The organism is Pseudomonas sivasensis (genome assembly GCF_052938085.1).
The window spans coordinates 4,048,640-4,068,093 of sequence record NZ_CP176442.1 but is presented as its reverse complement, the minus strand read 5'-3'; the positions used below and the strand labels follow the sequence as shown (position 1 = coordinate 4,068,093).

The window sequence follows — 19,454 nt, the reverse complement described above, 5'->3', positions numbered from 1 at the left end:
TTTATTGTTGTTCCACTGTCGGCGCCAGGTTTGGCGCCGCTATTCAGATTGCATGAACCAGTTCTTTCTCCGGGGCGAGACTCCTTGTGTTCGGCGAAAGGATCAGCTGCGCGGCCTTTTCCGCGATCATCAGCGTCGGTGAACAGGTATTGCCGGATGTAATGTTCGGCATGATCGAGGCATCGGCGATGCGCAGGCCGGGCACGCCATGCACCCGCAGTTGCGCATCGACCACGGCGTCTTTGTCGCTGCCCATGCGGCAAGTGCCCACCGGGTGGAAAATCGTGGTGCCGATACGGGCGGCGGCTTCGTGCAGTTCCTCTTCGGTTTGCAGCGAGTCACCGGGCAGATACTCCACCGGCTTGAACTGGCTCAGGGCGGGGGCAGCGACGATGCGTCGGGTCAGGCGAATCGCGTCGGCGGCCACGCGCAAGTCTTGCGGATGGCTGAGGTAGTTGGGTTGTATCAGCGGCGCATCCGCCGGGTTTGCCGAGCGGATATCAATACGGCCACGGCTCTGCGGGCGCAGATCACACACCGAGGCGGTGAATGCCGGGAATGCGTGCAGCGGCTCGCCGAAGCGCTCCAGGGATAGCGGCTGCACGTGGTATTCGAGGTTGGCCGAGGTTTGCTCCGGGCCGGAGCGGGCAAACGCGCCGAGCTGACTGGGCGCCATCGACAGCGGGCCGCTGCGGTCGTACAGGTAGCGCAGTCCCATGCCCATTTTGCCCCACACGGTGCCGGCGATCTGGTTCAGGGTGCGGGCTTTTTCCAGCTTGTAGATCAGCCGCAGTTGCAGGTGATCCTGCAAGTTGCCGCCAACGCCAGGCAGTTCATGCAGCACATCAATGCCCAGAGGCTTGAGTACGCTGGATGGGCCGATGCCTGAACGTTGCAGAATGCCTGGCGAGCCCACGGAACCGGCGCACAGCACGATCTCCTTGCACGCCTTCCAACTCATCTGCTGACCGTTTTGACGCCCGACCACCGCTGAGGCGCGACCGTTTTCCAGGACCACGCGGTCGACTTCGACTTCTGTCAGCACGGTGAGGTTGGGACGTTGGCGGATAGGCTTGAGAAACGCCTTGGCCGCGTTCCAGCGCACGCCGGCTTTCTGGTTGACCTGGAAGTAACCGCAGCCCTCGTTATCGCCCTGGTTGAAGTCATTGATAGCGGCGATGCCGCTTTGCGCCGCCGCCTCACGAAATGCATCCAGGATCGGCCACGACAGGCGCTGCTGCTCGACCCGCCATTCACCGCCGTCGCTGTGGAATTCCGAGCCACCGGCAAAGTGGTTTTCGCTCTGCTTGAACAGTGGCAGCACATCTTTCCAGGCCCAGCCCGGGTTACCTTGCGCCGCCCAGCCGTCGTAATCCTGGGCCTGGCCGCGCATGTAGATCATGCCGTTGATGGACGAGCAGCCGCCCAGCACCTTGCCGCGCGGGTAACTCAGGGCACGGCCTTGCAGCCCTTCCTGGGCTTCGGTCTTGAAGCACCAGTCGGTGCGTGGGTTGCCGATGCAGAAGAGGTAGCCGACGGGGATGTGGATCCAGGGGTAATTGTCGCGGCCACCGGCTTCGAGCAGGAGCACGCGGTGGGCAGGGTTGGCGGACAGTCGATTGGCCAGCAGGCAGCCTGCGGGGCCGGCACCTACTACCACGTAATCGTATTGTGCAGCTGCAATGGGCATCTGAGGCCTCGCTTGTTTTTCTTATTGGTTCCATCCTAGTTGTTAGTTTTCGTCTTAAAAATGTTAGTTTTTACCCAGCTGCTGTGCGTTTTTAAACAGCGTTGCCCTGGCTGATTGAATGGAGGCGATATGTTCGACTGGAATGACCTACGGTTCTTTCTTGAACTCCAACGCAGTGGTCGTCTGCTTACTGCCGCGCAGCGCCTGAAAACCACCCACGCCACCGTGGCCAGGCATATCGAGGCCATCGAAAAAAGCCTCGGCACCGCGCTGTTCGTGCAGCACGCCCAGGGCTACGAACTGACGCCTTCCGGCGAGGCCCTGCTCAAACACGCTGAAGCCATGGAAAACGTTGCGCTGCTGGCCGAAGACGAACTCACGCATTCCGCCGCGCCGCTGGGCAAGATCCGCCTCGGCGTGGCTGAAGGCCTGGGCGTGATGTTTCTCGCCAGTCGCATGGGCGGGCTGTTTGAACGTTATCCGGGATTGGAAGTGGAACTCGTGGCGGTGCCGCGCTTTGTCAGCATCCTCAATCGCGAAGCGGAAATCAGCATCCACCTCGAACGCCCCAGCGTCGACCAACTGGTCACCCGCAAACTCACCGATTACCGCCTGGCCCTTTACGCCAGCCGCGCTTACCTGGACCGCAACCCAGCCATCGAAAAGCGCGAAGACCTCGCTGCCCATTCCTGGATCGATTACGTCGACGACCTGTTGTTCAGCCAGGAGCTGAAATTCCTCAGCAGCTTCTGCCGTAACCCCAAAGTGGTGTTTCACAGCACCAGCGTGATCGCACAACACCAGGCTGCGCGCTCCGGATTGGGCATTGCGGTGTTGCCGTGCTTCATGGCTGCCGGCGATCCGGAGCTGGTCGCGTTGCTGCCGGGGGAGGGGATCCAGCGCAGCTACTGGATCAGCTCGCGCAGGGAGCTGCACAAGTCGGTGCGGCTGCGGGTGTTGTGGGATTACGTGGTGGAGTTGTGCGCGCGGGAGCAGCCACTGTTGCTCGGCGAGTCGACCTGAAGAAACCGAAGCAAAACTGTGGGAGTGGGCTTGCTCTCGGTAGCGGTGGGCCGGTCGCCAGATGGGCTGGCTGATACACCGCTATCGGGGGCAAGCCCCTTCCCACATTGATCGGCGGTGTTGGCTAAACATCGGGTTAATCGCGCAATTCGAATTCAGCGCTGCCGAGCCTTTCTCCATTCACCATGACATGCACCCTATGCCGACCGGGATAGTGCTTGCGTGTAGTCAGTTCACGAATATGTTGCTCGCGGCGCAGGCTGTGTCGTTCTCCCGCGCCCAGCGTAAACGCCTTGAGCTTGAACACCTTGCTCGCGCTATGCCCGGCGCTTTTTACATAGTCGATGGCGTAATCCACCACCAGTTTTTGCGCAGTGGCCGCGGTGGACTCCAGGCTGAACGACAGGTTAATCCGCTCGCCCAGATTGATCACCGCCGGCGTCACGCTCAAGTTATGGAGCGTCACCTCGGCCCTGGCGCCGGCGCCCATGATGGTCAGCGCACGGGTGTTGCCCTGTTTGATCAGGCTGCGCAGCGCATGACGTGCAATCCAGGCAGTGTGCGGGTTATCCAGGCTCCAGCCTTCGATCAGGCTGAGCACCCATTCCGGATGGTCCTTGGTGATGTCGTTGAGGTGATTGGCCACGGACTTGCGCACAGAAAGGCTCGGATCGGCCTTTAGGTTGTCGAGGATCGAGGCGCATAACGCTGGGTTGGCCTGCACTTCGGTCAGGCGAAACGACCATGGCAAACGGGGCCGCGAGCCTTCGCTGGCCAGGCGGCGTACGTGGTCGTTGTCATCCAGGGACCACGCCTGCATCACTGCCAGGGAGCGTTCGAAGTCGTGCAGCAAGAAGTGTCTTATCGCGAACTCGGCCGAGCCAAAGGTGGTGAAGTACTTGAGCGCCGCCATGGAGCGCTCGAAGTCAGCCAGGCCGTAACTTGCCACGTAGTGCGGTAGAAACAGGCTGACAAATCCACTGTTCAGGCGTGGCGCCAGGGCGTAAAGCAGCTTGAGACTTTTGGGGTAATCCAGGGGGATCACCGTGTGCAGGCTTTCGCTGACCCGTGCCATGCGCTGCATCACCGACAACTCGTCCAGCCCGGCGGTGGCGTGTTTGAGGAAACCTTTGGCGTCGAACGCGGGATACACCGCCGTCATTTCAGTGGCGATGTGTTGCAGGCGTTCGACGTTGAAGATTTCCTTGAGGGCCGGGGCGCTTTGGTCGGTCATCGGTGATTCCATGGCGGTTGAGTCAGAGAAACCAGCGGTATTCCCGCGCGTGGATCTCTTGCTGGAAGGCCAGGTGATCCTGGCGTTTGTTCTCGCAGTACACGTCGACAAATTCGGCGCCCAGCTTATCGCGCAATACTGGCTGATGCTGCATGGCGCGCACGGCATCAAGCATTTCCACTGGGAAGTCGGTGCCGCTGGCGCGGTCCTCGTTCAGTGGCGCGATGGGCTCCTGTTTGGCTTCCAGGCCATGTTCCAAACCGACGAGGATCGCCGCCAGCACCAAATACGGGTTGGCGTCGGCGCTGGCCAGGCGATGTTCGATGCGCAGGTTGCGTGGGTCAGACTCAGGGATGCGCACGCACGCGTCGCGGTCTTCAAACCCCCAGCAGGCGCGGGTGGCAGCGTTGACCGTGCCGCCCAGGCGGCGGAAAGCGTTGTGGTTGGGCGAGAAGATCGGCATGCAGTGGGGCAGTAATTCCAGGCAGCCGGCCACCGCATGGCGCAACGGTTGTTGCTGATGCGCCGCCAGCAGGTTGTTGCCCGCGCCGTCGTAGAGGCTGACATGCACGTGCATGCCGCTGCCGGGAAATTGCAGGTAGGGCTTGGCCATGAAACTGGCGCGGTAGCCGTGTTTGAGCGCCACGCCCCGGGTGCTGCGACAGAACAGGGCGGCCCAGTCGGCGGCGCGCAGGCCGTCGTCGAGGTGGCCGAAGTTGATCTCGAACTGGCCGGGGCCGAGTTCGGCAGTGATCACCGTGATGTCGATGCCCTGGTCCTTGGCGGTCTGGGCCATATCGTCGAGTACATCGTTGAAGCGTGACAGCCGTTCGATATGCAGGTTGGGCTGGTCGTCGGCGTCATCGCTCAGTGGGTCACGGGCAAATTGCGGCAGGCCGTTGTCGAGTTTCTTGTCGAATAGATAGAACTCCAGCTCGAAGGCCACCACCGGGTGAATACCTTTGTGGTGCAGGCGTTCCAACACCTTGGCCAAGACTTCGCGAGGTTCGAACTCGATCGGCGCGTCGGTACCGTCCGAGGTGATCAACATCTGGCCCAAGGGCTGCGATTCCCAGTTCACCGGCTTGAGCGTGCCCGGCACCAGGCGGCGGTTGGCGTCTGGGTCGCCGTCGTTGAAGCAGTAATCGCCGATCTTGAACAACCCGCCCTGGGCGCCCAGCAGCACCGCGTTCTGTGGCAACTTCAGCGGGCTGCCGGAGGCGACCTTTTCCAGCATTTCTATGGGATAACGCTTGCCGTAGAAATGCCCGGGGATGTCCAGGGCGATCAGGTCGACGTAGCGCACGTCGGGGTGGTTCTGGCGAAAGGTCCGTACTTCGGCCAGTAACGTGGCGGCATGGCTTTTCACGGGTGCAGCTCCTAGTTGTAAACCCACAACACGCGGGCGGGCAGGTCAGTCAAGTTGGCGTAGCGGCAATGGGCAAAGCTGGCGAGGTGGAAGCTGTCGCCAGGGCCGAGGGTGACCGAATCCGCCTCGCCTTCGACCCACAGTGTTAATTCACCCTCCAGCACAAAACCGGCCTGCTCGGCGCGGTCGCTCATGGTCTGCTCACCACTGTTGGCACCGGGAGCAAGCAGGCTGTCGAGCATCGAAAACGCACCGTTCATGCTGGGGGAGACCAGGATGTCGGTGATGCCATTGGCGTAATACACCGTGCGCCGCTCGTTGGGGCGCGTGATCCAGTCAATGGCCTTGGGTTTGGGCTGGCTGTAGAAATACGTGGTGGGCACGTCGAGGGCGTGGCTGATGGCAGTGAGGTCCGCCACGGTCGGACGTGACAGGCCGCGTTCCACCTGTGACAGAAAGCCTACCGAGCGCTCGATCTTTTGCGCGAGTTGGGCGAGGGTCAGCTTCTTGTGCTTGCGCAGGTCGTGGATCAGGATCGCCAGGGCGTCGAGTTCTTCTTGCTGGTTCATGAAATTTATATCGAGAAATTTCATGAAAAATTACAGGTTTTATTTCATGGAGGCAATGGGGGCGGTGAAGTCGTCGGTAGATGTCTTTAAGCCGCGTTCTTTGCTGAATGATTGCGAACCCTCGCGGTCCGAACCTGGGTACGTGTCATTAATTGAAGGAGCACCCATGAAGTCTAAAACCCTAGCTGCCTGCCTGTTGGTCGCCGCCAGCCTGTCCACCGCCAGCTTTGTGGTACAGGCCGGTGATACGCCTCAGGAAACTGTGCAACCTTCCAACATCAACACCCGTGACCTGAAAGAAGGCGATCGCGCGCCGGATATTCTGATGCGCAAGGAGTCGGCCGTGAGCGACTGGAAAAAGCGCGGTCTCAAGCAGCCCGAGGACGAAAGCCAATGGGCGCGGGTGGGCGATAAATACGTACTGCTCAAGACCACCAACGGCACCATTCTGGAGATCACACCCGTCAAGAAGTGACCCTCCTTTTTGCCTTGTTCTTGCGTTAAGGTAGCCGACCGCAATGGTCGCGTTACCTTCAAAGAATGAGAGCAGGATGCTTGCCACAATAAGAAACTACCCCCGCACCGTTAACCTGTTGCTGAGCGCCACGTTGCTGCTGACGCTGGCCAAGGCGATTACGTTTCCGTACTTGGTGATCTACCTCACCCATCATTTCACCCTCGACATCACGCAAGTTGGCCTGGTGATCGGCAGCTCGTTGATCGTCGGCTCGCTGCTCAGCGTGTATGGCGGTTTTCTGGTCGACCGCATCAACAGCTATCGGTTATTGCTCTGGATGAGCGTGCTGTTTGTGCTGGGGTTTATTGGCACGCTGCTGGCGCAGAACATCTGGACGTTTTATAGCTGCCTGATCCTGATCAACCTTGCGTACGCGGTCATCGATATTGCGGTGAAGGCCGGCTTTGCGAGCCTGCTGCCGGAAGACGCGCGCAGCGAAGTGTTTTCCATCAAGTACACCCTTACCAACATTGGCTACGCGGTCGGGCCGTTTTTCGGTGCGATGGTGGCGAAGATGGATATCAGCCTGCCGTTTATGTTATCGGCGCTGCTGGGGGCGGGGTTTTTCCTGCTGTATTGGCGCTGGGGCGATCGCACGTTAACCACAGTGGACGTGGCGCAAAAGCCGGTGTCGTTTCTTGCCGTTGGCCGTGTATTGCTGCAGGACCGTCGGCTGGTGTGCTTCACGATGGGCGGTGTGCTCAGTGCAGTCGTGTTCGGCCAGTTCACGGCCTACCTGTCGCAGTACCTGGTGATCACCACCACAGCGCAACACACTTACACCGTGATCAGCGCCGTGCTCACCACCAACGCGGTGATGGTGATCGCTTTGCAATATGTGATCGGCCGGCGCATATCACACCGTCATTTGAGCCAGTGGCTCATCTTCGGCTTGAGCATGTTCATGTTGGGGCTGATCGGCTTTGCGCTGTCCACCAGCGTGCTGTGGTGGGTGCTGGCAATGGCGGTGTTCACGGTGGGGGAGATTATCGTGTTCCCGGCCGAATACATGTTTATCGACCGGATTGCCCCGGACCATTTGAGGGGCATGTACTACGGCGCGCAGAACCTGTCCAACCTCGGCGCAGCCCTGGGGCCGGTGTTGTGTGGGCTGGTACTGGCCAACCTGCCGGCCCACACGATGTTCTACATGCTGGGGATGTTTATCGTGGCCGGCGGTGTGTTCTATTTCATTGGTTCGTCGTTGAAGGGAAGTCATTCAGCGTGAGCTTGCCCATGGTGTTGCTCTGCAGTTCGTAGCGCAGTTCTTCCACCATTTTTTCCACTTCTATCGGGGTCTGCAGCCGGTTGGTGCTGATCCCGGTAACCACCAGATCAACCCGGCCGGTATCGGCGTCGTAGACCTTGAGGGTCAAGGACGCATCCCGGCACAGGGTGAACTCGCAGGTCAGTGGCGACAGGCCTTCTTCGATGCAATTTCGCAGTTGGGCGAGGGTAAACATGCGTGTTCCTTCAGGGCATCCAGTTCGACGCCTTGAAGGTTATTGCTTACGCCGCCCCGCCATAAGTTGAATTCGCACTAGCTTCACTAGTGCATTTGCACTGTCAGGGCTTGTTTTTCAGACGCAGTTCACTCGCGAACAGCCCGCGTTCGCGGGCCCAAACGATGGCCGCGCTGCGGCTGTGCACCCCCAATTTCGAGTACACCGTGGCCACGTGGTTGCGCACGGTGTTGGGCGCCAGTTTCAGGCGTGAGGCGATCTCTTTGTCGGCCAGTCCTTCACAGATCAAGCCCAGCACATCGCGCTCGCGGGCGGTGAGGTCGGTGAAGTTGACGTTAGGCAGGTTGGGGCTGTTGACGCTCTTGGCGTTAGCCAGCTTTTCGATCAGGGTCTGGCTGAACCAAGAGGCGTCCTGCATCACTTCCTCGATGGCTGCCACCAACTCCAGTTCCGAGCGCTTGCGTTCGGTGATGTTCATCAGCACCAGCAGGTAGCAGGGCACGTCCTGGATGATCACGGTGTCGGCGGAAACCACGCAGTCGATCACTTCGTTGCCCTTTTTGCGCACCTTGAGGTCCTGGCCATCCAGGTTGCCGGCTTTTTCCAGGGTGGTGAACAACTGTGTGCCTGCCTGGGGGCTGTCGATAAAGTCGATGTCTTCGATGGACTTACCGATCAGTTCTTCGCTGATATAGCCAGTGATGTTCATAAAGGCTTCGTTGACGTCTACCACCTGGCGGTTAGCGGCGTTACACACCAGCGTGGGCACCGGCGTGAGGCGGAACGACTTGGCGAAACGTTCTTCACTTTGGCGCAGGGCCACTTCGGCCTTGCGTCGAGGCTCAAGGTCGGTGAACGAAAACAGCATGCAGTCTTCTTCGTTCATGTCCAGCGGCTGGCCGGCGACGATCACCAGTTTGCTGCCGCCTTCGGGCAGTTTCAGTTCGGCCTGCATCTGCGGGATGGTCGCGCCTTCGCCCAAGCGCTGGATGGCCAGGTCTTTGCGCTCTGCCTGCTCCAGCACATCCAGTTCATACACGGACTTGCCGATGACCTGGTCGCGGTTGTGGCCGGTCATCTCCAAAAAGCCCTGGTTGACCTTGATGTAGCGCAGGTCGCTCAAGCGGCAAATCACCGCGGGCGCGGGGTTGGCGTTGAAGGTTTTTTCGAAGCGCTGCTCGGCGCTGGCCCATTCGGTGGCGTCGCTGAGGATCAACACCAGTAACTCCGGCTCGCCGTGGGAGTCAGTGATCACAAGGCTGCGCAGGCGGTGGACCCAGGTTTTGTCCGGCTCGGCGATGGGCGTGACTTCCACCACCACGTCGCTGAATTCATCGCCTGCCGCCGCGCGGGCCAATGGGTAACTATCCGGCTGTACGGGATGGTTATTGCGATAACGCAGGGTAAAACGCTCGGCGTAGGCCTGGGCGTTCGCACCCAGTGCCTCCACGTCATCCACACCGTGCATGGTCAGCGCGGCTTCATTGGCCCACAGGATGGTCTGGTCGACTTCCGCGAGGATAATCCCATCGGAGAGCCCGGAGATAATCTGCTGCAGTTGGCGGCGGTTGGTTTCTTTGGCAAGTACATCCTGGGTCATGATTTCTCCGGTGTAGGGGCGCATGGACGTACGACATCCTGCCTTCACGATAGTGCAAAGAAACTGAGTGCGGGGGAGTGCGAATGCACCAGGCGCACTGGTGCATTTGGGCCATGACTGAACGTATGTCGTTTCGCCAGACTCCATCCATCAAGGCATTTCGCCTTGCCTCAACAACATGTGAAGGACCTCTGTATGACCACTGTCTATGAAACCAATCGCTCGTTGTTTCGTGTGTCCTGGAGCTCGGTGCTCGCCGGTAGTGCAATTGCCCTGGTGACCTACCTGGTCCTCAGTGTGTTGGGCACTGCCATCGGTGCCAGTGCGGTTAACCCGATGCAAGCCGGTAACCCGCTGAGCGGTTTCGGCACGGGGGCCGGGATCTGGCTGTTTGTCTCCACATTACTTGCCATCGGTGTGGGTGCCTTCGTCGCCGGCCGCACGGCCCCGGATCGTGGCGGCCTGCACGGCGTGCTGACCTGGACCGTCACCACCTTGCTTACCACCTGGCTGTTGGCAGGCTTGGCCGCCAGTGTGGTTGGCACCGCCGGTAACGTGGTTGGTAAAGGCCTGTCTGCTGCCGGTAGCGGGATTGCCGCCGCCGCGCCTGGCATCAGCGATAGCGTCAAGCAGCAACTGAACGAGCAGGGCATCCAGCTGGACTGGAAAAGCCTGCAAGGCGAACTGGACACCTTGCTCAAGCAAAGCGGCAAGCCTGAGCTGGACCCGGCCAATGTCGAGCAGAAAACCGACCAGGCTGCCGCCGATGGCAAGCAGACAGCGACTACCGCAGCGACCGATCCTGCCCAGGCCGGCGATGCGCTGAAGCAGTGGTTTGAGCGCGTCAAAGCCTCCGGTGAGCCAGCGCTTAACGCGGCTGACAAAGAAGCCTTGGTCAATATCGTTGCTGCCCGTACCGGCAAGAGCAAGGAAGAGGCCACACAGATCGTCGACAACTATGCCCAGGCTTATCAGCAAGCCATGCAGAAAGTTGACGAGCTGAAACAGCAGGCTGAGCAGAAGGCCCGTGAAGCAGGTGAAGTCGCGGCCAAGCAATTGTCCCGCGCGGCCTGGAGTACGCTGGCGATGCTGTTGCTGGGTGCGGCGTTGAGCTTCTTTGTAGGGCGCATGGCATTGACTAACCGTCGCGTGCCGTTGGCTTAAGGCCGGCGATAAGGTGGCAGGGACGCCGCTTTACGGGTTAAAGCTACGCTCGACCTGATGGTGATGCGCGTAAACGGGCGACCTTGTTACGCGCATCACGCAAAGGTGACATTAGAGCGCAAGCAAAGGCGTCTAACTGATACTTCTCTCTTGTGCAGGCGCGTTCGCAGACGTATGCGGAGCACTATGCGAGGTGCAAGGATGCTTGGGGCGAGGTTCTGGAGTCGATTTTGTCAGTGGCTTTACAGGGTTGCTGTTATCCCTATGGCAAGCGGGTACGCTCACTCGCCACAGGGTATTGCTTGAAGCGTACTTGCTTAATGCGGCCGCATGCATTTCGGCAACCGATCGACCCCCACGTCCGTCAAGTTCCCAACCATCCTACTACCGGCACAATCATCAACGTACTCAATGCCATCGACATCACATTGCCGATGTACGGATGAAAGTGAGCAGGCAACTTAGATGCGATGGCACAGGCCAATGGTGGTGCGATCAGTGCGCCGAGCATTGCACTAGAGCCAATCACCATCCAACTGCCACCATGGGTAAGTACGGCTGCGGGTACCACAGATACCAACGGAACATAGGTTGGATACCAACCCCGCTTGATCCATTGGCGTCGCCAGATCACGACCCCGAGGGCAGAAGTCAGTGCCTGCGCACCTAGCAAGTGTAGAAGCAAGCCTGAACCATAGGTCGGACTCATGGGGTTGAGTGCATAGGCGAGCAATACACCGGCTAACAACCCGAGGCTGGCTAGCTCATTCCCGAAAAACGGTGCTTCGGAAAAGTCCGCCAACACGCGGCGCAGGCTCCAGATTACGCCATACGATTGCGGTGGAGCGGGCGATGGCCTGGTTGGGGCTATGTAGTTTGAACGCACCAACGAGGGCACCCGGCGACACAGTGAAAACGCGATAACGCTTCCAGACGCCATTCCAAGCACATTGCCGATAACTGCCGGCAATCCCAATGGAATGCACACGAAATTGACGATCAGTAGGCACGCCGGTGTAACCAGCAACGCGCCCAGCACCGCACCATTGAGTGCGACTTTCCAACCCCCGCCAAACATCAACACCATCGCGGCTGGCAACGAAACAAACGCCGCAAATGTTGGCTGCCAGGTTTCGGCGGTGACGCTCCAACCCCACAGCACGTTGCTTAGCAGCAACCCGATCAAAGAACTTGTTATCAGCCAAGGCCATAATCCGCTGCCATAGCAAATGGAAAAACCCTGCCAGGCTTTTTCGCGCTTGCTCGCCCACCATGCAAGGTAAGCGCCGCTCAACAGGCCAAGTGATGCAAGTTCATGTTTATAGAAGGCAACCTCGCTGATATCTCCCACTACCCACCGCAACCAGGCGGCCGGATGGGGGAAGCCTGTAATCATCTCGCTGTATCCCGGCCAGGAGCCTCGATGGCTGAATACGACCCACAGCACCAGCGAGCTGACGATCAAGCCTACGATGAGAACCGTAGTATCGGCTCGTGAGCCAGTTAAGGTTTTTTTGGCAAATAAGGTTTCCATGGCATGCCCTCTTTTCAGCGAGGCAGGGCAGAGTGTTTGGAATATCCGAGCATCTGATCGTAAAGATCATGGCGTCGGTCTCTTTGCAGATCGTTGAGACTGTTCCAGATCGGTGCGCTGCGGGCGCTGGTGATGTCGATATCGGCGAACAAAATCTCCTGACGATTTGCCGATGCGACTGCGCCGATCGGCCAGCCATTGGTTCCTGCGATCAGCGAGCATCCAAGGTAGCGCGCATCCCGCTCTTCACCGATGCGGCTGGCGGCAGCGATAAACACGTTGTTCACATGGGCTGCTGTCATCGTCAAATACGACGCCATGCACTTTCCGGCGTCATCGAAAAGAGGTGGTGGCGTCCACACCCAGTTGTTCAGACTGCAAATGATATCGGCACCTTGCTGACTGAGAATGCGCGGTACCTCTGGGAACCAGATGTCCCAGCAAATCAGCAGGCCGATGCGACCAATCGGCGTTTCGAATACCGGAAATCCTGTATCTCCAGGGGTGAACCAGAGTTTTTCCAGGTTCCACAAATGGGCCTTGCGGTACTTGCCTATAAACCCACCGGGACCTATCAATACCGCTGTGTTGAACAGCTGCATCCCGTCGATCTCGCTAAGACCGGCCACCAGATACACGTTGTGCTGACGGGCAAAATCTATCCACTCCCGCATGCTCTGCCCGCTGGGTACCGTCTCCGCATGATCAAAGGCGTCTTGGCGACTGCTGAAGAAGTACCCGCAGTTGGAAAGCTCGGGCAGTACGATCAGATTGGCACCGCCGTTTGCTGCTTCGGTGGCCAGCACGAGGCTCTGGCGTAGGTTTTCACTTCGATTGCGCACGCCCACCTGGGGATCGAACTGAATGACGGCGACGCGGGCAGGGCTTGTTGGTTCGCTCATGGGTTGACCTCTTATTTTTATGCAACCAACGTTGGTTGGATGTTTATAAAAGGCGATGAGATGTTTGGAGAAAAGTCGGATGGTTCCTGCTGCGTTGTAGTTAAGTTCTCTAACTCTGATTTAGCGGTCTGTGCTGAAACCCCACTCCGAGGAATAAGTCCTTGAAGGGAGAACGGTTGTAGCCAAGCAACTGATCCGCACGACGCGGAGTACGTTGGCGCAAAGGCTTTTTGTGGAGAGGGAGCAAACTCCCTCTCCACGGAGGCCGATTGTGCCTTTAGCGCGGCTGCATACACTCCAGTGACCGATCCACCATCACACTGGCCATGTCCGCCAGGTGCATGGCGGAAAGCATCAGCGTGTGTGAGTACCGTCCCGTTGATCACCAGCCTTCTGTGCTGCAACGGTGGCGCAACGCAGCACATTGCTGGCGTGGGTCAGGGCGTTTTCGAAGCTGAGGTCTGGGGTGGTGGTGAAAAATTGCAGTTCTGGGGCGGGCGGGGACGATTTGGTCCATGGGTTTAACCCCTGATCTAAATGGTTCCCACGCAGAACATGCGGGCGTTCAGTGGTTCTCTTGCACTTGCCAATCCCACCCAATTCTGGGAAAAACCCACCCTCTACGCCTTCAACGAGAACCCCCATGAGCAACAACGAACTCCAGATCACCGACACCCGCCCTGGCACCGGCAAAGCCGTCGTCAAGGGCGCGCTGATCACCACTCAATACACAGGCACCTTGGAAGATGGCACGGTGTTCGATTCGTCTTGGGAGCGGGGCAAGCCGTTCCAGTGTGTGATCGGTACCGGTCGTGTCATCAAAGGTTGGGACCAGGGCTTGATGGGCATGCAGGTGGGTGGTGTGCGTACGTTGTACGTGCCGGCGCATCTGGCTTATGGCGAGCGCTCCATGGGCGCGCATATCAAGCCCAACAGCAATCTGCGCTTTGAGATCGAGTTGTTGGAAGTACTGACGCGGGATGAATGAGAAGAGTCGAGCGATGTGGATATCAACTGCACCATCAAGGACGTTTATATAGTTGAACTGGGGGCCGGCGATGAGGCTGAGCTCCAGCGTTTTTTTGAGCGGGCGCCGGATTACTTCATGGCGGTTAACGGCGAGCCTGCCACGCCAACCGAAGCGCACGAAGCGTTGCAGAACCAGCTTCCGCCGGGCTGGCGTTGCAGCCGGATCTACTGGTTGGGTTATCGCGGTGCGGACGGGCAACTGGTCGCCGTAGTGAATATTGCGGCCGATTTGCTCGCAGATGGCGTATGGCATATCGGTCTGCTGCTGGTAGATGCCCGTTTTCATGGCACTGGACTGGCGCAGCAGGTGCATGCGGATCTTCAAGCGTGGGCGATCGAAAATGGCGCTCGGTGGCTGCGGCTGACAGTGGTTGTTGGCAATTCCAAGGCCGAGCGTTTCTGGCCGAAGCTCGGCTATGTCGAGGTGCGCACCCGCGAGGGAATCAGGATGGGCCGCCAGGTGAACCATGTGTCGATCCAGCTCAAGGTTCTAGCCGAAGGGCAGCTTGATGAGTATCTGGCATTGGTTGCTCAGGATCGCGCCCTCCCACATTTTGATCCTCAGTGAGCTCAGGAAAACGCCTACCTGAACCCATCCTGAAGAATCTTCTTATTCATCATGCGGAAACTTTCCTACGGTTTACTCTCCTGAAGTCGGGGCGTAAGCTTCGCGCGTTTTCATCAATAGCGGAGACCCTCAGTGGGTACTTGTTCGAGTGACAGTAGTCGGCCGGTTTCGGTAACCGGCATAGGCTTGGCAAGGTAACGCGCATTTATCCGATGCCGTTGTCTCGCCATCAAAGCGAGAAGCGGCATCCCGACAGCGGCCAGTTCTGGTCCTGTTTCGATCCTCTTTCATCGACGCTGACCAGCACCTGAGTGACCTCAGGTTGCTACGGACGCGCCTGCCTTTTGCGGCGGGCGGGCCAAGCTGACTGCGCCTGTCTGACAGGCGTGGTGCGCAGCGGCAGTACCTGCACGACGGTTTTTCCTCGCGCAGGAGTAACACCATGAACCTCACTCTGCTGAAAGAGTTCTTCGCCGGCTTCCTGCGGACCCGGCACATCGCCCGGCACTTCCGTCGCCTGGCCATGCTCGAAACCGTCACCGACGCCAGCGTCAGCCGCGAAGTGCCGCCGACCCTGGCGCAAACCCTGGTGGCCGCGGCCAACAGCAGCACCACGCAATTGCTCGGCACGTTGGGCAGCCATGCCGAGGGCTTGAACACCCAGGAAGCCGATGCCCTGCGTGTGCAACACGGCCTCAATGAAGTCGAGCACGAGCAGCCGCTGCCGTGGTGGGTGCATCTGTGGCACTGCTACAAAAACCCCTTCAACCTGTTGCTGACCTTGCTGGCGGTGATCTCCTGGCTGACCGAAGACATGAAGGCCGCCACGGTGATTTTCTCCATGGTGGTGCTCTCGACGCTGCTGCGTTTCTGGCAGGAGGCCAAGTCGAATAAGGCCGCCGATGCCTTGAAAGCCATGGTCAGCAACACCGCCACGGTGCTGCGTCGTGATGAGGCCAAGCGCGTCGAGTTGCCGATCAAGCAGTTGGTGCCCGGCGACCTGATCGTGCTGTCGGCCGGCGACATGATTCCCGCCGATTGCCGCGTGCTCAGTGCCAAGGACCTGTTTGTGAGCCAGGCGGCGATGACCGGTGAGTCGATGCCGGTGGAGAAGTTCGCCCAGCATCAGGACGCCAATACCCGCAATCCTCTGGATCTGGACAACATCCTGTTCATGGGCACCAACGTGGTGTCCGGTGCGGCGACGGCGGTGATCCTGACCACCGGCAACAACACCTACTTCGGTGCCCTGGCCCAGCGCGTGACCGCCACTGATCGCGCTACCACCTCGTTCCAGCATGGGGTGAATAAAGTCAGTTGGTTGCTGATCCGCTTTATGTTTGTGATGGCGCCGTTGGTGCTGTTTATCAACGGCTTCACCAAGGGCGACTGGACCGAGGCGCTGCTGTTCGCGCTGTCGATTGCCGTGGGGCTGACCCCGGAAATGCTGCCGATGATCGTCACGTCCACCCTGGCCAAGGGCGCGGTGTTTTTGTCGCGCAAGAAGGTCATCGTCAAGCGCCTGGACGCGATCCAGAACTTCGGCGCGATGGACGTGCTGTGCACCGACAAGACCGGCACCCTGACCCAGGACAAGATTTTCCTGGCGCGCCATGTGGATGTGTGGGGTGAAGAATCCGACGACGTATTGGAAATGGCCTACCTCAACAGCTACTACCAGACTGGCCTGAAGAACCTGCTGGACGTGGCGGTGCTGGAACATGTGGAGGTGCATCGCGAGCTTAAAGTCGGCACCGCCTTCCATAAGGTCGACGAGATCCCATTCGACTTCAACCGCCGCCGTATGTCGGTGGTCGTCGCCGAGCAAGGCTTACCGCACCTGCTGATCTGCAAGGGCGCCGTGGAGGAGATCCTCTCGGTGTGCAACAGCGTGCGCCACGGCGACACCAACGAAGCACTCACCGATGAGCTGTTGGCGCGCATTCGCCAAGTGACCGCAACGTTCAATGAAGAAGGCCTGCGTGTGGTGGCCGTGGCTGCGCAACCGATGGAACCTGGGCGCGACACCTACAGCTTGGCAGATGAGAACAACCTGACATTGATCGGCTATGTGGCCTTCCTCGACCCGCCCAAGGAAAGCACCGCGCCTGCGCTGAAAGCCCTGAAAGCCCACGGTGTTGCGGTCAAAGTACTGACCGGTGATAACGAACTGGTCACTGCAAAAATCTGCCGCGAAGTGGGATTGGAGCAACAAGGTCTGTTGATGGGCAACGACATCGAAGACATGACTGACGCTGAGTTGGCCAGGGCCGTGGAAACCACCAATGTGTTCGCCAAGCTGACGCCCAGCCATAAGGAGCGCATCGTGCGCCTGCTCAAGGCCAACGGGCATGTGGTGGGTTTCATGGGCGACGGCATCAACGATGCACCGGCGCTGCGCACGGCGGACATCGGTATTTCGGTGGACAGCGCGGTGGACATCGCCAAGGAAGCGGCCGACATCATCCTGTTGGAAAAGAGCCTGATGGTCCTGGAGGAGGGCGTGCTGGAGGGCCGCCGCACTTTTGCCAACATGCTCAAGTACATCAAAATGACCGCCAGCTCCAACTTCGGCAACGTGTTCTCGGTGCTGGTGGCGAGTGCGTTTATCCCGTTTCTGCCGATGCTGCCGATGCACCTGCTCGTGCAAAACCTGCTGTATGACATTTCCCAGATTGCGATCCCGTTCGACCACGTCGATGACGAGATGCTGGCCAAGCCGCAACGCTGGCAGCCGGGGGATGTGGGGCGCTTCATGCTGTTTTTCGGGCCTATCAGTTCGATCTTTGACATCACCACGTTCGCACTCATGTGGTACGTGTTCGATGCCAACACACCAGACCATCAGACGCTGTTCCAGTCGGGCTGGTTTGTGGTGGGGCTGCTGACCCAGACGCTGATCGTGCACATGATTCGCACCCCGAAAATCCCGTTCCTGCAAAGCCGTGCGGCGATGCCGTTGATGGTGATGACGGGCGTGATCATGGCCGTGGGGATCTTCCTGCCAATGGGCCCGCTGGCGCACTACTTCAAATTACAGGCGCTGCCTTCGCTGTACTTTGTGTTTTTGCCGGTGATCCTGCTGGCGTACATGGCGCTGACACAAGCGGTGAAGGGCTACTACATCCGTAAGTTTGGCTGGCAATGAATAGGGAAGCTCTCCTATGCAAGCAATCAACAACATCAACCTCAACTCCCTGATCGACACCCTGGTCAGCCTCACCGCCGCGTTTATCCTCGGTGGCCTGATCGGTTTCGAGCGCCAGTACCGGCAGCGCACGGCGGGCCTGCGCACCAATGTGCTGGTGGCGGTGGGGGCAGCGATTTTTGTCGACATGGCCAACCGACTCGGTGGGGCGGAAGGCGCGGTGCGAGTGGTTGCGTATGTGGTGTCGGGCATCGGCTTTCTTGGTGCCGGCGTGATCATGCGCGAAGAAGGCAATGTGCGTGGCCTCAATACCGCCGCCACGCTGTGGGCGTCGGCGGCCGTGGGGGCGTGTGCCGGTGCCGACCTGGTGCTCGAAGCGTTGCTGGGCACGCTGTTTGTGCTGGCGGCCAATACCTTGCTGCGGCCAATCGTCAATAACATCAACCGCCAGCCGCTGGATGTGGTGTCGGCGGAAGTCACCAACATCCTGTATGTGATTGCCCGACGTACCCAGCAAACCGCGGTATTGGCGTTGCTGGAATCCGAACTCGCGCGCTGTAACTACCCTGCCAGTGATGTCGACGTGCGTCCGTTCGGCACCGAGGAGGTGGAAATCGAAGCCACACTGGCGGTGACGTCGGTCGACGGTGACGAGTTGGACGCCCTGGTGGTGCGGATTTCCAGGTCGACGCTGGTGGTACAGGCCTTCTGGAGCCCGAGTACCACCGAGTAACGTTCGATGACTCAACCTTGCTGTGCCGAGGAAAAGTCCTACATTTAGTCGAGATTATCCCTTCATTGGAAAAAACAGTCGGTTGTTAAGGTTGCGCGCTTGCGCCTGCTCAGGAATCAAGGCGCGGCTTTACGTGTTTACTGTTTTTTTCAAAAGGAGGGGCCTTTACTGCCTGAGTTGTTGTAGGGAGTAATCAGCACCGTTTGTCGGAACTGTTACTTTTCACAGGTAGTTGGGTCTCGCGTGATATGTAAGCGTACTGATCTTCTCAGGGGAGTCTTATGAGCAACAAAGCTTTAATAGTGGATGACCACCCTTTTATACGCGCCACCGTCAAATATCTGCTGAAGCAGGAGGGCTTCGACAAAATCTACCAGGCGGGTAACGGCGCTGACGCCATGCAGATTGCTCGCGAAACCCGCCCTGACCTAATCATTCTTGACCTGGCGATGCCTAAGCTCGGTGGGTTGGAGGTGATCAGCCGGATCAAGGCGCTGGAGCTGCCTTGCAGGATCCTGGTGCTGACCTCTTATCTGGCGGTGTTCTTTTCGACTCGTTGCATGCGCGCTGGTGCGATGGGGTTTGTCGCCAAGACAGGTGAACTTGATGAGCTGCAGAAGGCGATCAGGGCGATCAGGTCTGGCTACAGTTGCTTCCCCAGCCTGCCCACCAGTTCGGTGCGTCGCGACGATTTGCAGTCCACTGAGCAGGAGTTGGTGGCGGCGCTGTCTGACCGCGAATTGACGGTGTTGCAAAAGCTGGCGCTGGGCCTGGGTAACAAGGAGATCGCCGAGGACATGCTGTTGAGCCATAAGACCATCAGTACCTACAAAACGCGGCTCAAGGAGAAGTTGCGCATGTCCTCGGTGGTTCATCTGTCCAAGTTTGCCCAGCGCAATCATCTGATCTGA

Annotated in this window: 17 protein-coding genes; 9 read left to right on the top strand and 8 right to left on the bottom strand. The window is 59.0% G+C overall.

Going from position 1 to position 19,454, the window contains the following annotated elements; all coding sequences use genetic code 11:
- Positions 1-43: 43 nt before the first annotated feature.
- Positions 44-1,690 (bottom strand): GMC family oxidoreductase, encoded by a 1,647-nt coding sequence (locus tag ACKZ62_RS18605; protein WP_447095641.1) that lies wholly within the window; start codon positions 1,688-1,690, stop codon positions 44-46.
- A gap of 129 nt (positions 1,691-1,819) precedes the next feature.
- Between ACKZ62_RS18605 and ACKZ62_RS18600 the strand changes: the two genes are divergently transcribed.
- Positions 1,820-2,713 (top strand): LysR family transcriptional regulator, encoded by an 894-nt coding sequence (locus ACKZ62_RS18600; RefSeq protein WP_032886642.1) that lies wholly within the window; start codon positions 1,820-1,822, stop codon positions 2,711-2,713.
- Between the two features lie 136 nt (positions 2,714-2,849).
- On the opposite strand, the gene ACKZ62_RS18595 is transcribed toward ACKZ62_RS18600, so the two are convergent.
- From ACKZ62_RS18595 to ACKZ62_RS18585, 3 genes are read right to left on the bottom strand one after another with little or no spacing between them, the layout of a single operon-like run.
- The gene (locus ACKZ62_RS18595; protein WP_447095640.1) at positions 2,850-3,947 is read right to left on the bottom strand and encodes a DNA alkylation repair protein; all 1,098 of its coding nucleotides are present in this window, start codon (positions 3,945-3,947) and stop codon (positions 2,850-2,852) included.
- A 22-nt stretch (positions 3,948-3,969) separates the two neighbouring features.
- Positions 3,970-5,316, bottom strand: coding sequence for a glutamine synthetase family protein (locus tag ACKZ62_RS18590; protein WP_122753696.1), 1,347 nt, complete (start codon positions 5,314-5,316; stop codon positions 3,970-3,972).
- Positions 5,317-5,327: 11 nt separating this feature from the next.
- The gene (locus ACKZ62_RS18585; protein ID WP_032886635.1) at positions 5,328-5,885 is read right to left on the bottom strand and encodes a helix-turn-helix domain-containing protein; all 558 of its coding nucleotides are present in this window, start codon (positions 5,883-5,885) and stop codon (positions 5,328-5,330) included.
- A gap of 166 nt (positions 5,886-6,051) precedes the next feature.
- On the opposite strand from ACKZ62_RS18585, the gene ACKZ62_RS18580 reads away from it, so the two are divergent.
- Together ACKZ62_RS18580 and ACKZ62_RS18575 are read left to right on the top strand one after the other, a co-directional pair.
- Positions 6,052-6,360 (top strand): RcnB family protein, encoded by a 309-nt coding sequence (locus tag ACKZ62_RS18580; protein ID WP_032886633.1) that lies wholly within the window; start codon positions 6,052-6,054, stop codon positions 6,358-6,360.
- A gap of 76 nt (positions 6,361-6,436) precedes the next feature.
- Complete coding sequence (locus ACKZ62_RS18575) at positions 6,437-7,630, top strand: MFS transporter (RefSeq protein WP_447095639.1); 1,194 nt, start codon at positions 6,437-6,439, stop codon at positions 7,628-7,630.
- On the opposite strand, the gene ACKZ62_RS18570 is transcribed toward ACKZ62_RS18575, so the two are convergent.
- Both ACKZ62_RS18570 and ACKZ62_RS18565 read right to left on the bottom strand, forming a co-directional pair.
- Positions 7,593-7,865: a DUF1652 domain-containing protein gene (locus ACKZ62_RS18570; RefSeq protein ID WP_095186519.1), complete on the bottom strand. Its 273-nt coding sequence runs from the start codon at positions 7,863-7,865 to the stop codon at positions 7,593-7,595. The genes ACKZ62_RS18575 and ACKZ62_RS18570 overlap by 38 nt on opposite strands.
- 103 nt (positions 7,866-7,968) lie before the next feature.
- Entirely contained in the window at positions 7,969-9,465 is a 1,497-nt protein-coding gene (locus ACKZ62_RS18565) for a PAS domain S-box protein (RefSeq protein WP_095186527.1), read from the bottom strand.
- 195 nt (positions 9,466-9,660) lie between these two features.
- Between ACKZ62_RS18565 and ACKZ62_RS18560 the strand changes: the two genes are divergently transcribed.
- Complete coding sequence (locus ACKZ62_RS18560) at positions 9,661-10,629, top strand: hypothetical protein (RefSeq protein ID WP_032886629.1); 969 nt, start codon at positions 9,661-9,663, stop codon at positions 10,627-10,629.
- Positions 10,630-10,993: 364 nt separating this feature from the next.
- Here ACKZ62_RS18560 and ACKZ62_RS18555 read toward each other — a convergent pair whose 3' ends face one another.
- Together ACKZ62_RS18555 and ACKZ62_RS18550 are read right to left on the bottom strand one after the other, a co-directional pair.
- On the bottom strand, positions 10,994-12,163 hold the full coding sequence (locus tag ACKZ62_RS18555) for a hypothetical protein (protein WP_447095638.1): 1,170 nt from the start codon (positions 12,161-12,163) through the stop codon (positions 10,994-10,996).
- 14 nt (positions 12,164-12,177) lie between these two features.
- Entirely contained in the window at positions 12,178-13,065 is an 888-nt protein-coding gene (locus ACKZ62_RS18550; protein ID WP_099603168.1) for a nitrilase family protein, read from the bottom strand.
- Between the two features lie 643 nt (positions 13,066-13,708).
- Between ACKZ62_RS18550 and ACKZ62_RS18545 the strand changes: the two genes are divergently transcribed.
- The 5 genes from ACKZ62_RS18545 (at position 13,709) to ACKZ62_RS18525 (ending at position 19,454) form a co-directional block, all read left to right on the top strand.
- Positions 13,709-14,053 (top strand): FKBP-type peptidyl-prolyl cis-trans isomerase, encoded by a 345-nt coding sequence (locus ACKZ62_RS18545; protein WP_095186520.1) that lies wholly within the window; start codon positions 13,709-13,711, stop codon positions 14,051-14,053.
- A gap of 15 nt (positions 14,054-14,068) precedes the next feature.
- Positions 14,069-14,662, top strand: coding sequence for a GNAT family N-acetyltransferase (locus ACKZ62_RS18540; protein ID WP_122756079.1), 594 nt, complete (start codon positions 14,069-14,071; stop codon positions 14,660-14,662).
- Positions 14,663-15,104: 442 nt separating this feature from the next.
- On the top strand, positions 15,105-17,810 hold the full coding sequence (gene mgtA, locus ACKZ62_RS18535) for a magnesium-translocating P-type ATPase (RefSeq protein ID WP_122756080.1): 2,706 nt from the start codon (positions 15,105-15,107) through the stop codon (positions 17,808-17,810).
- Positions 17,811-17,826: 16 nt separating this feature from the next.
- A complete protein-coding gene (locus ACKZ62_RS18530) occupies positions 17,827-18,543 on the top strand; it encodes an MgtC/SapB family protein (RefSeq protein WP_032886625.1) in 717 nt (238 codons plus the stop codon).
- 281 nt (positions 18,544-18,824) lie between these two features.
- Positions 18,825-19,454, top strand: coding sequence for a response regulator transcription factor (locus tag ACKZ62_RS18525; protein WP_032886624.1), 630 nt, complete (start codon positions 18,825-18,827; stop codon positions 19,452-19,454).

Excerpts from the sequence above, each read along its gene's own strand:
- ACKZ62_RS18605 (WP_447095641.1), bottom strand. The coding sequence starts at position 1,690 with ATGCCCATTGCAGCTGCACAATACGATTACGTGGTAGTAGGTGCCGGC.
- ACKZ62_RS18600 (WP_032886642.1), top strand. The coding sequence starts at position 1,820 with ATGTTCGACTGGAATGACCTACGGTTCTTTCTTGAACTCCAACGCAGT.
- ACKZ62_RS18595 (WP_447095640.1), bottom strand. The coding sequence starts at position 3,947 with ATGACCGACCAAAGCGCCCCGGCCCTCAAGGAAATCTTCAACGTCGAA.
- ACKZ62_RS18585 (WP_032886635.1), bottom strand. The coding sequence starts at position 5,885 with ATGAACCAGCAAGAAGAACTCGACGCCCTGGCGATCCTGATCCACGAC.
- ACKZ62_RS18580 (WP_032886633.1), top strand. The coding sequence starts at position 6,052 with ATGAAGTCTAAAACCCTAGCTGCCTGCCTGTTGGTCGCCGCCAGCCTG.
- ACKZ62_RS18575 (WP_447095639.1), top strand. The coding sequence starts at position 6,437 with ATGCTTGCCACAATAAGAAACTACCCCCGCACCGTTAACCTGTTGCTG.
- ACKZ62_RS18570 (WP_095186519.1), bottom strand. The coding sequence starts at position 7,865 with ATGTTTACCCTCGCCCAACTGCGAAATTGCATCGAAGAAGGCCTGTCG.
- ACKZ62_RS18565 (WP_095186527.1), bottom strand. The coding sequence starts at position 9,465 with ATGACCCAGGATGTACTTGCCAAAGAAACCAACCGCCGCCAACTGCAG.
- ACKZ62_RS18560 (WP_032886629.1), top strand. The coding sequence starts at position 9,661 with ATGACCACTGTCTATGAAACCAATCGCTCGTTGTTTCGTGTGTCCTGG.
- ACKZ62_RS18555 (WP_447095638.1), bottom strand. The coding sequence starts at position 12,163 with ATGGAAACCTTATTTGCCAAAAAAACCTTAACTGGCTCACGAGCCGAT.
- ACKZ62_RS18550 (WP_099603168.1), bottom strand. The coding sequence starts at position 13,065 with ATGAGCGAACCAACAAGCCCTGCCCGCGTCGCCGTCATTCAGTTCGAT.
- ACKZ62_RS18545 (WP_095186520.1), top strand. The coding sequence starts at position 13,709 with ATGAGCAACAACGAACTCCAGATCACCGACACCCGCCCTGGCACCGGC.
- mgtA (WP_122756080.1), top strand. The coding sequence starts at position 15,105 with ATGAACCTCACTCTGCTGAAAGAGTTCTTCGCCGGCTTCCTGCGGACC.
- ACKZ62_RS18530 (WP_032886625.1), top strand. The coding sequence starts at position 17,827 with ATGCAAGCAATCAACAACATCAACCTCAACTCCCTGATCGACACCCTG.
- ACKZ62_RS18525 (WP_032886624.1), top strand. The coding sequence starts at position 18,825 with ATGAGCAACAAAGCTTTAATAGTGGATGACCACCCTTTTATACGCGCC.